This window comes from Mojavia sp., assembly GCF_059505145.1.
In genome coordinates this window covers 1-14,251 of sequence record NZ_JCACKA010000142.1, presented here as the reverse complement: position 1 = coordinate 14,251, position 14,251 = coordinate 1, and the positions used below count along the sequence as shown (strand labels likewise).

Genomic DNA, 14,251 nt, shown 5'->3' with positions numbered 1-14,251 from the left:
TAAAGCTAGTTTGGGCTACATTTGGGCTTAATTTTTGTTTAAGTCCCGCTAGGAATAAAAATAGGGTAAACTTTCCAGTCCTTCGGGTTCGCAGTCCCCTACAGAAGGAAACCTTCTTGCAGGGCTGTCTCACCATCTGTTACATAAAAATAGCTTTTCCACTGTTTCACGGTTTCCCACAAGGTCTCAAATGTTTTAGCACTACGGTTTCCTAAAACCCAAGCTAAAATACCTTGAGTAAAGTAGTTTACTGCCGTCCACAGCAACCCAACAGTTTTTTTGAACCTATGAATGTTTCTAATTCATCCAATTCTCCAACTTCTGGAATCTTATTTTCTTCTGGTGTGTCGGGCAACTTTTCTCCCAATTGTTTAACCCAATAAATAATCCTAGTATGATGCACTCCTTTAACCCGTTCAATGGCGCGAAAACCCATACCGTTGAGATACATTTTTAAGCACTCTTGCTTTACTTCCTCTGAATATCCTTTGGACAGGTTGTACACGTCTATAAATTGGCGATCACATTTGGTACAGATGTGCCCACAGCTTACCTCTACGCTTTCCATTCTTTCTGATTACCGTAAAACCACGGTATGGACATTGCACAGTAGATGACCTCAATTCATCCCTCTATTATGCAACGCCCAAAAAGCTAACGGGTTTACAGAAAAAGAGTTTCTGCATTTTTTTCTTAACCCCAAACATCTTCCCAATTACTAAAAGCTTCTGCGACAGAACCAAATCCTGGTAGAGCACTATCAACAACGGTAACAATTTCAGCAGTTTCATTACCACCGGCTTTTACACCACGAATAGCCCGCCCTACCATTTGACTGTAGAGAACAAGAGATTTTGTAGGACGCGCGATGACTGCCGCACTTATTCGAGGAGCATCAAATCCGGTAGTTAGAACGCCGTAATTACAAAGAATTTTGGTTTCAGCAGAATCATCTTTAAAACTATTAATCAAACGTGATCGCTCTCGTGCTGGAGTTTCACCAGTAATTACATTTGCCTGTAAACCTCTAGTTTGCAGTACAGTAGCTAGTAATTTTGAGTGTTTTATGGAAATACCAAAAACCAAAATTCGTTGGTGACGTTTAACTAGTTCTTCTACTTCTAGAATGATGCTGAGGTTTCGCTGTTCGTCATCAGCTAACTTTTTCAAAATGTGCTGAGGTAATTCTAATTCTTGTTGTATTCGCTCTAGATCTTTCTCTGTTAACTTCAAGCCGCCTTTGTAAAATAAAGGGCGAAAATTAGTTTGTGCTAGATATTGCTCTGATACTAAGTAATCTACAGGATTGTCATACTCTGGAACTTCAAGGGTTACTTTGTGTTTTGCAAAAAATTTTGATAATTCAGTATCTGCACTAATATCAGCCCAAGTCCTACCAGGTGTAGCAGTTAAACCCAACAATGCTGTATGTTCATAAGGGATTACGAGTGAATCAAGAACTAGTTTGTAAGTCTCTGCAATTGCTTGATGTGCTTCATCGATAACTACTAATGATGAAACTTTACCCAGCCTATTGATAAACTGTATGCTTTGCGTTGTGCGATTATAAACTTTTGAAAGCCCTGCTACTACTATGCCATCTTCCAATTCATCCACGTTTAGTTCGTGATCACCCCAAAAACGATAGGTAGATACTTGACGATCACCTAAAAATTGCCAAGCTTTTTGAAATTCGGTTGCGGCTTGTTCGCAAAGTTCTTCACTATAGGCTAACCATATAACTATAGTTGGTTCAAGTGAGCGTAAATGGTCTGCAATGATATTCATGGCAGTTCGGGTTTTGCCCGAACCTGTAGGCATATGCAGTAACACCCGACGTGGCTCTTGTTTAAAATAATCTTTAACTTTTCGTGCTGCAATACGTTGATGAGCAAATAAAGGATAACTAGACGCTGCTGGTTCTAATGAAGCACTTTCGATTGACTTCTCTAGTTGTGGTAATGTCAGTTCAAAGAAGTCAAATAAGGCACGTTCCCTGTCAGAACCATGACGTACCGATGTTTTTTTTAAAGTCTCGAAAACATCTCCCGTGAGTGGAACTTGCATAATTGTCGCTAGAATCTTAGCTTGTTCTGGACGTAGCAAATCCAAAAGTATAGGGCGGCTATCTTTTGATAAAATGAGGCTCGCAGGAGTGTATAATCCCATCAAAATTTCTCGCAGACGGCTGGGGGTTCCAAGGCTAGGGTCTAATAGCTTGATTAAGCGAACAGCAGCATTACCAAGTAAAATTTGTAGCGTTTCATCGTCCGCTCTTGATAGCAAGTTATCAAATTGCAATTATACCCCCACATATTGTATTGTTTTGCTCCTAGCTATCATTTCAAATCCAAACTATGTCCCAAGCAATTTTATTCTGAGCCTTCATTTGTAGCTTTCGTTAATATAATACGGTTAACAATTTTATCCTTGGTTGCAAATTCACCTAAACTGGCTTTAATGCTGTCTTCACATTTATCACGTATATCTTTCTCTGTTTGTGCTTCCTTTGCTTTAACAATTTCTTCAATTTCGCTATCAGTTTGTCCTTGACCGCGAGATTCTGCTTTAATTAAATCAATTTCGCGTTTGAAATCTGATGAGTTCAAGCAGGCTTGAACTGCTTTATAAATATATTCTTCCCGAAGTTTTACTATACTCTCAATCAAACTCGGTAATTTATTTATGTAAGCATCAATAATTGCTGAATCTTCAGCTTTCTTCAAGCCATCAAATATTATTCTAAAAGCGTGTTTTGAATGAACAATTTCTAAAATAGCATAACGGAAAAATACCCATTGTCTTTCATTTAGTTCTTTAACACCACTAAGTATTAAAAGTTTTCTTAGTCCTAACTCGTTTGTATCAAATACTCTAATTCTAGGTTCTTTGACTAGACCATTCAGAGTATAATGTTCTCCAACTGAATCAGAAGAAAAGAATGCATTAAGTGCATTTATGTAAATATTTGAGATAAATTCTACATATTGAATACGTTTGCTATATGGAGTATTTGGCTCTAACATTGGCTCAACAACTGAATGAATTGCCATTAAATAGCCAAGTTGGAAAGCTTGTGTAGAGACTGTATCGAAAATAGACTTAGAGCGTAATAATAGCTCTTTAATGTCTTGCTCATTACCTTCTGCCGAGAAAAACCTTTTGTAATCGATATTAAAAAATTGTGCAGATCTAAGCTTTTTGATTTCGTCTTCACGCTGATCAAGTGCTTTCACTACAGCGTTAGCATCACTTAGCTGATGAGTAATGTAATCTCCAACTGATTTTGCTTCGTCATTAAGCTCTTTGTGCCTATCAAGCAGGCGTTGACGATGTTCTTCAAAAACATTCCTGACTCCACTGCCTTCAAACAGCAAACTATAGCATTTACTTTGAGTAAGGTTTGCGCGTGCATCTGGGTCAAGCAAACGAGTACGTAATGCTCTCATTTCAGAATTCTGGACAGCAAATGGTTTGAATTCATCAAATAATTTTAGTAATGCTATGTCCGAAATTTTTCCCAACAAATCAACTGCTAATTCGACTTCTAAAGGAGGGTGATATTTAGCAGAGGTGCGAGAAAGTGATTGCCACTTTTCCAATGACGTACCTCTTAAAATTTCGACAGGCCGGGCAGTATTTTTGATACTTCTACCATCAGTAATATTAGACGGCTCATCAAAATTGAAAGCATCTGGATTTCCGAAAACAACTGCTGCGTGCATCTTATACAGAGCGACAGCAGAAGAATATTGTAATTGGCCAGCTACAACTTGCTTACCTAAATCAGATTCAGAATCACCGAACGAAAAAGAATAAATACGTGCTATTGAGGAAGTTTCCTCACCTCGTCCTTTCAATTTCGATAGAGTTGTACGCATCATTCGAGCAGCGAAATCTTCATCATCTAATAATAATTCTCGTGATTGGCTAACTCGTTTTGCAGTTTTATTTACAACTAGAAATATTTCTCGGCATACTCTTTTTAAATCTATACCTTTTTGTTTATATTCTTCATTCGCTTCATGTAAATCAGGTAGAAAAATAATACATACAGGTAACTCTATATGTTGAATTTGCTCTGCATTTAATGAAATATGATTATAAAAAGAAGCATATCTATCAGCACCCCAACTTTTATTTATTTGGCGATGTAAGGCCAAAATAGCCATTGCCCGGTGCTGACCATCTGCAATGACAAATGCTGTTCTTTGTCGGTTGTACTTAAGTTCACCAATTGGAGTTATATTATCTTCAAACTTTTTTTTATTAAAATCAAATAATTCCCCAAATCTAATGGCTTCCTCGCTTGAAGATGTTGGTTCTGGGTAGTATGACTGAATACCTGTTTTGTTACTATTTTTAGGAACAAGAACTGCAAGTATTGGCGGAAAAAATCGCGCTGATGCTTCTTTTTCTCCTAACAAATATGGGATAAGATCATGAGCAACACGAGAATCATCAAGGTCACGTTGCAATAGTTCATCGAAAGTTAGCTCTTCTATATCGAATACTTCGCGCCAAGGTACCATTTGAGAAGCAAGCTCATTTTCCCAAGTTCCCTCAGACCCTGGTTTCATTTTTGTTAATAAAAACTGAGCGCGTACCCGGTCTCCATCCGAACCGACCGTAAATTCGCCATAAGTTCCATAAACTGAGCTTTTCTGCACACCAAACATATTTAACGCCTCCCACAAATTGGATCTGCAACTAACTGTAAAAGTCTTTCTAATGCTCGCCTTGCTGCTGTATCTTGTTTCGGTTCGTCACTGTCAGGGCCGATATCTTTAGGAAGCGTAGTGGTAGGAAAAATGTGTACAACCAAATCTCGTGGTGCTATTTGTCTTACCCTAGCTTCAAGCGCAAATGTGTGAGATAGGCTCAAAAGCTTCATGACAGATTCCACCGTAGCTTGGGGATAAGCAGTTAAATGTCTACTTACTGGATGGTTGTCATCCCACATTTCCGTTAAAGATAAATAATGCTGACGATACACCCTCTTGTGGAGGTTTTCTGCTATACCAATGTAAATGGGTCGAGTAAAAATTTGTACAGCATTCGATTTAAAAAAATCTAAAAAAAATTTATCAGCGTTGGCGATTGCCTCATCTAAAACCTTTGACGCTGTTTCTTGCTGCTCTCCACAGACAAGGTTTAGAGGTGATGTTGAAATCAAACGAACACCATACCGCATCTGGATGCTCGTTGAAATTTCAATCGTTGTTCCTAAAAAAGAGGATAGAGTTTTACTGATAGCCTGTTCATCGATAACACCAGGCTTATAGTACCAAGCGTATAAACCTTGCTGATGCGGTATCCGTGCTATCTGAGAGCCTTGATATTCCGTTTGAGTAGTTATTTCCATGAATTGTTTAATTCGCTACTCTATTGTACCCAGTAATAATTCTGTTATTTACAAGTGACAAGCAAAACAAGGCTGTTCATCATCTTCACTGTCGAGAACTTCTTCTAAAGCTTCAGCAAGGGTTTTATTTGGTGCTGTTTTTTTCTCCTTAATCATTGCTTTTTCATGCTCGGCAATAATTTCGTCTTTCCGAGCAAGAAGTTCTAACAATGACTCTCCTTGATTCCAGGTATAAGTTCTACCGTCTTTATGGTTAGATTCATACTCAACTGCTTTTTGAAATAAATCAGGATGTTCTTGAGCTAACATTACCCATTCATACTTGCGTTGGAAGAAACAGAAGAAACACCCAGAGCGGCTACGCCAGCGATAATAATCAGGAAGACCAATCCCGCTATCTTCTAATAGCTGAATAATGTCAGCCTTCACCAAACCTTTCTCCTTAAAAGGAAACACAGGTTTAATATTAGGTTTAGTAGAGATATAACCATCACGGTTTTCATCAGCACGTATGCCAATGTAACTAACAGCCTCATCATCTCCAACAAAATCCTCTAAAGGCTTGATTTTCATTTTGACGGTACACCAACGCATTTGGGGTGAAGGTAATAAACCATCATGAATCGTCAACCAATGATCAAAACCGCGTTTTTCACTGAGGTAATGAATTTTAATACCCAGCCGTGCCTTTATACGATCAAGATATTCGTAAGTTTCTGGTAATTCCTTATGAGTATCACAAAAAAAGTACTCTATTTCTGGAATCTCTTTATGCAACAAAATGGCTAAGGCAGTACTGTCCTTTCCTCCTGATAACCCTAAGATATGTCTAACTGTTTTCTTAGCCATGCTTCCTCTTTATCTGTTTGTTAAGTAGTTTAGAAGCTTTTGTACTAGACTCTGAGCCTAACACATACTCAGTTAATTTAGCTACAACGCTTTGATGTAATTGCGGATTCTCATACTTCCTTAGAATTCCCAAAATTTCTTCAACTACACCATCGATTTGAACTTGATTTTCATGATCAAACCAAACTAATGAATGAGTTTCCTGACCGTCTGGACGTGTAACTGTAATTTTGCGTGCTTCAAAACCCTCGGAAGTTCGAGTTTGAGAATCTTTCTGTAAAGCTTCAAGATTTTTGAAGCGTCGAGCAAGGTCTGAAAGCTTCAGTTCAAAATTTGTTACATCTTCATCCGTCCACGATTCAGCAGGCTTATCAGCAACAATCATTAGCAATGCTTCTAACCATTCAGTGTCATTAGCATTCTCATCTGCCGCTGCTTGTACAAAGCTTCTTACACGACGTTCTAAAACTTGACCGCTAAGATAACTAGCTCTTACCCGTAAATCTTCCCGCAGTTTTTCTTCGCCACTGCGTACTGCAAAGGCGCTATAAAGAAGGGATTCACAATCACTAAGTAGACGGTCATAAGCTGTTTGAATCTCGTGCAGGGCTGTAACAAGCTTTTTCCGCAAAGTTTTCGCTATTGTTCCATCATCCTCTTGGGTAGCAATAATAGGATTAAGCCCGCAAGCTAAAGGTAAAGAAGTAAACAAAAGCTCGTCCGGTTCTTGAGATTTCTGCAAGTTTTGCAAAATTGCTAATGCTTCGTTACTCAGGCGCTTAGTTTTAGTAGTGTATGACGGTAGCTTTTTAACGAATTGAAATAACGGCTTGACCACAACGAGTAAAGTTGAATTTCTTAACCCTCGTGCGGCTAGAGTATCCTGTTTACGTAAAATTGATTCCAGTTCCTTAAAGACTTGCGATCGCAGCCCAACGACTTCAAAATGTTTAACTCCAAACCGTGAGGGATCTTTTAGTAATAGTTCAAAATGCTCTGCACCTAACACTGGGATAAATGTACCGTCTTTATAAACACCCACATCATCAATGTGGTATAGCAACACTGCTGCTATTAATACTGGGATAACCCCACGCTTTACACCATAGGGAGGAGCTTCTAGAATTCTATAGATGTTGCCCAAAGTTTGGATTTTATCTTTGGCTTGCAAGCAAAAATCATCTATTGTTTGCCAAATCGTCCATACACCAGATTTTTCATCAGGTGGGTAAAAACCCCATTGTCCATTTTCTTGACGGTGAATTTTAGTCTCGTCAAGTACAGAATAGTACATAGCAAGTTCGGGGCCAAATCCTTCCAAGCAAAGCTTTTCCCGGTCTTGCTTTTCTAGCATTGCCTCGATTAGCTCTCTTCTGGCTTTAGCACCTTGAGAAGTTACTTCACGGCGATTTATCAGCTCGTTCCAGAGTCTTAGCCCTTGATGGTAAACCTCATCACAGATATCTGATAATTTGGCATTAAAATCGGTAGCATGGTTGATTATTTCTTGTTTACCTTTAATCCAAAAAGTAACATTGGTTACTAAATCGAAAGTTTGAGCAATGGTTTCATCTAACAACTGTTCAGCTTGTACTAATCGATAGCGTACTTCTAGTCTTGCAACGCCATCACTTTGTAATTCAGCAGCGCTACTTTGAATTTTCTTTAATGCGGCCAATTCTCTGACTCTAATTCGTAATATATCTAACTTAGATGGACACAGCAAAATCAATGGTTTCCCGTCAGATGTAGTTGCAGGTACATTAGTTGGTGATGCTTCATCTACCCAGTACCCAACTAAGCCATCACAATCATCACTAGAACAAGACAGTTTTGTTAAATCTTGCAAACCATCTATATAACGCCGCTCGAAGTAACGTAAAGTGCCTGTTTTATAGCTATGGCGTTGAGCAACGATAGGTTTAAGCGGACGAATATTCGAGAGAAGAGTAACTAGAGGAGAACGTTCTTTTTCTAGATAACTTGTTAATTCGATATCAACATTAAAGTCTGAACCTTGCCAAATCCTTAGTTCATCTAATTGGCGACGATATGTAATGACACCTTTCTGGAGAAGATTATCGATTACTTGTCCCCAGAGACTTTTATTCTCATCCGAAGGAATATCACACATCGCTAATGTCACTAAAGTACGAGTTGCTCTCATTGCACCTGTAGTAGTGACAAGGTTTAAAATGCCGATAGTTTTCAAGACTTGCAAACTTTCAACATCTTTACCCTTAGCATCAGCAATTAAATTTTGGATTTCTACCCAGCGTTGAAGATTTGGACGAGAGGCTAAACCAGAACCAACTGCTTCAATAAAATAATCATAAACTCTATCCAACTTTAATGTTGGTAAAATCTGGGTATCAATAGTGCTTTCATTTAAGAAATTATTAAATGAATATGGTTCATTACTTGTAAGAAAAGTAAATAGCGAACGATCATTTTGAGCATATCGAGTACACAACATCGGTATTATCAATGCTGTGATAGGATGCAAAGGATGAGTATCAGTTAAAATTTCATACGTATAATCATCCTTGATATCAGTTGGTAAAAACTCTAACCACTCTGTTGCTTGTTTATGAATTAAATTCTTAAATTCTTTAGCTTTTGATTGATCGATTGCTTGACCAATTAATCGCATCATCTGGGCTGGAGAATCTTTGAATGGAATATCTTCAAATCTACCTTGAATTTTTGACCATTCATTACGTTGTACTGAAGCTAATCTTTCACTATAATCAGCAAATGCTTGGTGCAATAAACCTAATATATAAACTTGATAACCTTTATCCTTTGGTAATTCTGCTAATTGTTGTAGTAAATATAAATCTTCTGCACCTTGATTTTGAACAGCAAATTCCAGATTTTTACCCAATTCATCAATAATTAATACAATTCCTGTAGAAACAGATTTAGCAATTTCTTTAATTAAATTAGGTATCTCTCGACTATCTATAATTTCTCCATTTGCAACTTTTAATCCAAGGTCTATTATTTTTTGCGCTACTTTAATTTTAGAAATTTGTTGACGCGACCAGAAGGTTTCAGCACCGCGTTCTAAAGCACGAACAATAGTATTACTTAACGGTTCTCGTTGTGCAGCGACTACTGCTCGAAATAACCCTTGAGCAGGTATAACTTCTTTTAAAGCTAAATATTCAGAACTATCACCACCAAATGTTTTTGCTGCAATTTCTAACGCAACTTGATGCGACTGACTTTTTTGGGGAGCGCATAAAGAAGCAAAAAAATGGGCGAACGCAGATTTCCCAGTACCGTAAACACTTGTTACAGTCCAAGCTCGGTGATTGGAGTCCCCAGTTAATCCAGCTAATATTCGTCTAGTTGCATCTACCGACCTTTCAGTCAGAATATAACCCTGCAAAGCATCAATTTTGTCAAAGTCCCGCTCAAGGTTGATAGAACGAGAATAACGACGTTTGAGGCTGAAATAATCAGATAAAGCTTTATTCATCGTTTTGTCTAAGCAACCTTACGTCTGTAGTACTTATCTAAAATATCCCCTGCTAATGCTTCTGGCTCGGATGTAAAGGAAAATTGAATTAAACCAGCTGAATCAGAAAGTGAAATAGCAGATTTTGGCCACCTTGCGACTTGTTCGATAGCATCACACACAGCGCTCTCTGAAAGTTTAAAAGCCATCCCAGGACTGCCAATGTCGTAAACTAGGCGAGAAATGGAAATAGTTCTTTGTTCACGTCCTACAAAACTGGCATACTCAAGACAAGTGGCAACTAATATTTCTGCTGGTAAATTTCTTTTTGCACCAACTCGAAAAGTAAAATGCCTAGAGTCCCCTGCGGTATGTATAATTCCCAATTGAGTAAAGGGACAGTCCAAACTTTCTTCAGTTATACCCGCCTTGATAGTTGCTTGCTCAACATACATTCGCAAAATACAGGAAATATCTTTCTTAAGAGAAGATTCAGCAATGCGAGGTGCAATACTATCTCTATAGCTGCACAAAGCATTGAATAAGTCATCTTGTGAAAATTCGTTATCCCGAAAGATATTAAAAGTAAAATACCAAGCAGCAGCATTACAGCTTGGTTTTAGTAGGTTCCAATGTAAGAGCCATAGCGTTGCAGGATCTTCTAAAAACGAATCCCAACCATCTTCCCCTAAAAGGCGAGCGCCAAACTCCGAAGGAGTATCATTTTCTAAGACCTTAAAAGCATTACACCAATAGCGAATAGCACTTGCCATGTTTTTACCAACACCTAGCCTTATAGGTGCATCTTCTTGTAAGAAGATTTTAGAATTAATTTGAGCAGCATCAAAGCCTTTTTTAATCCAACCATATCGTGGGTGAAATGTCTCATGTCGGGCAAAGGAGGCATTGACATTAATAAGTTCTTTAACAGCACCATCTAAGTTAAGGCTAATTTGTTTTGCCATAGATAAATATTTTATAACTTAATAAAACATCTAGTGAAGTTTAGTAAAATTTCACTTATTATAGGAAGATTCATATTGCGATAAAGCATAGAGCAAGTTGGCAAGCGGATACTATCCAGTAAATAAGGCAATGGTTCAGCGTGATAACAGCTTAGATAAGCTAGAAGAAACTAGTTTAATAGAAGCAAGTAAGGTTTCTAATATACATGAACTAAATACAATTGCAAATATTAAGTTACCTAACAAGCATAAAGTTATACCTGAATTAAGCACAATTGCTCAGACTTGTAAACATAGTCCAGTTGGCAAACTTCTTCCAGATGCTTTTTACATTCATATTTCAGCACTACACGCCGTTGAAGAAGTGTTACAGCAATACGAAAGTTTGGCCAGAAGTGTCGCCTCTCAAGCTGAGATTCCAACAATCATAAAATTTAGCACTAAGAAACGAAAAATTTCTTATCTGTTATACCCGAATTTTGATACTGATCCTCATCCAGCCTTAAAAGCAAGTATCCAAGTTGATTTAGAAACTTTAGAAATCGCTTACCGAGACTACAGTAAGTCAGACAATCCTCCTATTCTCCATCGCAAAGAAACTTTAGTTACTCGTGATTATCCTCTTTATCAACAATTTGCTGAACTCACTCGCGCTCAAGAGACTTTAGGTTTACTTGATAATCCCAGTAGCATCGGCACAAGAAACGGATGGCAACAGCGTCTGCAAGCCTATAATGTTGAAATCCAAGAGCATCGCCTTATCCAACATCAAACAGTAACTAATAACCGTGAATTTACAGCACGCCAGGTAGAGCGTCATAAGGCGGCTATTGTTCGTAATGACTTTTCTCGCCCTGTGCGTTTAGCTTTAGAAGCAGGCTTATTCACAGAAAATACAACTTTTTTTGACTATGGTTGCGGACATGGTAATGATGTTGCACGCATCGCACAGCAAGGTTATATAAGCATCGGTTGGGACCCTTATTACTCACCTGATACTCCTCAGATTCCTGCTGATATCGTTAATCTTGGCTACATAATTAATGTTATCGAAGATACATCTGAACGCCGAACAGCTTTGGTCAAAGCCTGGGAACTTACCCATAAAGTTTTACTTGTTGCCGCACAAGTCACACTAGCTGATACCAATAAAGGTACAGTAGCTTACGGTGATGGGGTAGTCACTACCCGCAATACTTTTCAGAAATATTATGAGCAGGAAGAACTCAAAATTTACATTGACCAAGTTCTTGGTGTTGATGCTATTCCTGTAGCATTGGGTGTTTACTTCATTTTTCGAGATGAAGCTCAAGCTCAATTATTTCGTGCTTCTCGTTTCCGTTCTCGTACCACTACTCCTAGAGTCCGTTCTCGTATCAAGCGATTTGAAGACTATCAGGAACTGCTAACACCTTTAATGGCTTTTGTTACTGAGCGTGGTCGTCTTCCAAGTAAAGGGGAACTTTCACAAGAAGCTGACATAAATGCTGAGTTTGGCACTTTACGGCGTGCGTTCCAAGTTATTGTGCAAGCTACAGACCCGCAAGAGTGGGAGGCAATTTCTGAAAAACGCCGTCAAGATTTAATGGTTTATTTAGCTCTGTGTCAATTTAGCCGTCGTCCGAAATTAGGAGAATTAGCCCTCGAAGCACAAGAGGACATCCTAGCTTTATTTGGAACATACAAGCAAGCTTGGGCAAATGCCGATCAAATGCTCCACAGCTTAGGTAATTCTGAAATTATTGCCGAACGTTGTCAAAATAGTCAAATTGGCAGAAAACTGCCAAATTCCCTCTGGGTTCATATTTCAGCGCTACAAGCCCTCGATCCGCTACTACGACTCTATGAGGGTTGCGCTAGCCGCACTATCGGTCGCTTAGAACAAGCAAATGTTATTAAATTCCATACTAGAAAACCAAAAATTTCTTATTTCTTTTATTCAGATTTTGATGCTGATCCTCATCCTGCCTTGCAAACCAGTATGGAAATTGACCTACGTGATTTAGGTGTAATTTATCGAGACTACGAAGCTGACGATCCTCCGGTGTTACATTGCAAAGATGCTTTAGTTACTCCTGATTATCTGCATTATGAAAAGTTTGCAAACCTGACTCGTAAAGAAGAGGATTGGGGATTGTTAGATAATTGGCGGCTCATTAGTCATCGCTCTGGTTGGCTCAAATGCCTGAAAGAAAACTGTGCAACACTCAAAGGATATCAATTATCCTGGCAAAAAGACGCTGACCCCTACAAACTCAAGTTACTGCGTTCTGCTGCTCAGAAGCGTCAAAGGAAAAGACGTAATTCTGATGAAAACACGTGTTCTAAAACAACACCTTCTATTATTAATATGAATTAATTAAAAGTGAAATTTGAATCAGTTTGCTTATTGCAAATAGCTTAGATTAAATTTTTAGTTAGATTGAGTAATAAATAATAGTTTAAAATTACAACTATTTCAGTATTTTTAAAGGTTAAATATAGTCAAAAATTAAATAATTATCAATTGATTAAGGGCTTTGCATCCTGTTATTTATTTCTTGATGAAGTTTTTTCCAATGTTTACGAACTTGATGGCGAATTGCTTGTGATTCCATAGTTATAGAAGACCTATAGGCATACTTAATAAAATTCTTTGAACCTAAGTGGCTATAGTTTTCATATAAACTTTTACGATAAATTTGAGATGCTCCTGCCTTTGAAGCTACTATTACCCTCGCTCGAACTCCTGCTTTCATTCTGCCATAGTAACGAGCAAGAGTTTGAGGGCGTATTAAGCGGTATTGGCCATCAAATACAAATCCTAAATACTGTAGAGGAGGTGAGCCTACCAGACAGTTGTTGATGATTTTAAATTCAGAAGTTTCTGTTTTTTCATTATTGAGAAAAAGATTTTTTCCATACCTTTGTATTTCTTTATCAACGAAACTTTTAATATTTTCTGTATACTGTTGTGGACATATCCAAAGGATGTCATCACAATAGCGTCTATAAATACCATTTATTTCATACGCATACTGTGTCATAAATTTATCAAATTCAAGGAGAAAAATATTCGATAAAACAGCACTGATGGGAGAACCTTGTGGAATGCCAAATTTTTCTTTATTTATCTGAATTAAACCTTTTCCTCTAACACGTTCTCGGAATTCTTTAACTGAGCAAATTCGTTTTTTATCTTTAATATTTTGAAGTTCATTTATTCCAAATTCTTCAAAAACCGCATTCCGATCTACATAAGCATAATTAGTAATTGACTTGTATACTTTATAGTGATCTTCAGGCAATTTTATAACTTCAAGTATTTCACACCAAGCTTGTTTTAACTTATAATGATCAATGTTATCAAAAAATTTAGATAAATCAAAAGCAAGTGCTGTACAAGGCGCTTTTTGCTCAATTTTATCAAATACTTCTTTAGAGAAATCAATATTACTTTTGCCTAAAGCGCGATAAGCTAAAACACATTCATCAACTCTATGCCCTAAGATAATTTTTTCATATAATTGACTAATTTGATGAGAATACCAAGCATAAATATGAGAGTCTAGAGGGAGCATCCAGTTTTGGAAGATTTACCATTTCTGAGAAAATGTAGAAGGAAAT

General features: G+C 37.7%; 8 protein-coding genes and 1 pseudogene. 1 reads left to right on the top strand and 8 read right to left on the bottom strand.

Annotated elements, in window-relative coordinates:
- Positions 1-131: 131 nt before the first annotated feature.
- The 7 genes and pseudogenes from AC5JL8_RS37585 to AC5JL8_RS37555 all read right to left on the bottom strand — a co-directional run.
- Positions 132-608: pseudogene (locus AC5JL8_RS37585) on the bottom strand (IS1 family transposase); the annotation flags it as partial.
- 85 nt (positions 609-693) lie between these two features.
- Positions 694-2,301, bottom strand: coding sequence for a DEAD/DEAH box helicase (locus AC5JL8_RS37580; RefSeq protein ID WP_495884775.1), 1,608 nt, complete (start codon positions 2,299-2,301; stop codon positions 694-696).
- A gap of 71 nt (positions 2,302-2,372) precedes the next feature.
- Complete coding sequence (locus AC5JL8_RS37575; RefSeq protein WP_495884774.1) at positions 2,373-4,679, bottom strand: ParB N-terminal domain-containing protein; 2,307 nt, start codon at positions 4,677-4,679, stop codon at positions 2,373-2,375.
- 2 nt (positions 4,680-4,681) lie between these two features.
- On the bottom strand, positions 4,682-5,365 hold the full coding sequence (locus AC5JL8_RS37570; protein WP_495884773.1) for a hypothetical protein: 684 nt from the start codon (positions 5,363-5,365) through the stop codon (positions 4,682-4,684).
- 48 nt (positions 5,366-5,413) lie between these two features.
- Positions 5,414-6,214 (bottom strand): phosphoadenosine phosphosulfate reductase family protein, encoded by an 801-nt coding sequence (locus AC5JL8_RS37565; protein WP_495884772.1) that lies wholly within the window; start codon positions 6,212-6,214, stop codon positions 5,414-5,416.
- On the bottom strand, positions 6,207-9,701 hold the full coding sequence (locus AC5JL8_RS37560) for a hypothetical protein (RefSeq protein ID WP_495884771.1): 3,495 nt from the start codon (positions 9,699-9,701) through the stop codon (positions 6,207-6,209). Before AC5JL8_RS37560 ends, AC5JL8_RS37565 begins: the two co-directional genes overlap by 8 nt.
- Before the next feature lie 8 nt (positions 9,702-9,709).
- Complete coding sequence (locus tag AC5JL8_RS37555; RefSeq protein WP_495884770.1) at positions 9,710-10,645, bottom strand: DUF4007 family protein; 936 nt, start codon at positions 10,643-10,645, stop codon at positions 9,710-9,712.
- 130 nt (positions 10,646-10,775) lie between these two features.
- Between AC5JL8_RS37555 and AC5JL8_RS37550 the strand changes: the two genes are divergently transcribed.
- On the top strand, positions 10,776-13,004 hold the full coding sequence (locus tag AC5JL8_RS37550; protein WP_495884769.1) for a DNA phosphorothioation-associated putative methyltransferase: 2,229 nt from the start codon (positions 10,776-10,778) through the stop codon (positions 13,002-13,004).
- A gap of 151 nt (positions 13,005-13,155) precedes the next feature.
- Here the strand turns inward: AC5JL8_RS37550 and drt2 are convergent, their stop codons facing one another.
- Positions 13,156-14,205: an antiviral reverse transcriptase Drt2 gene (gene drt2, locus AC5JL8_RS37545; RefSeq protein WP_495884768.1), complete on the bottom strand. Its 1,050-nt coding sequence runs from the start codon at positions 14,203-14,205 to the stop codon at positions 13,156-13,158.
- Between the last annotated feature and the right edge of the window lie 46 nt (positions 14,206-14,251).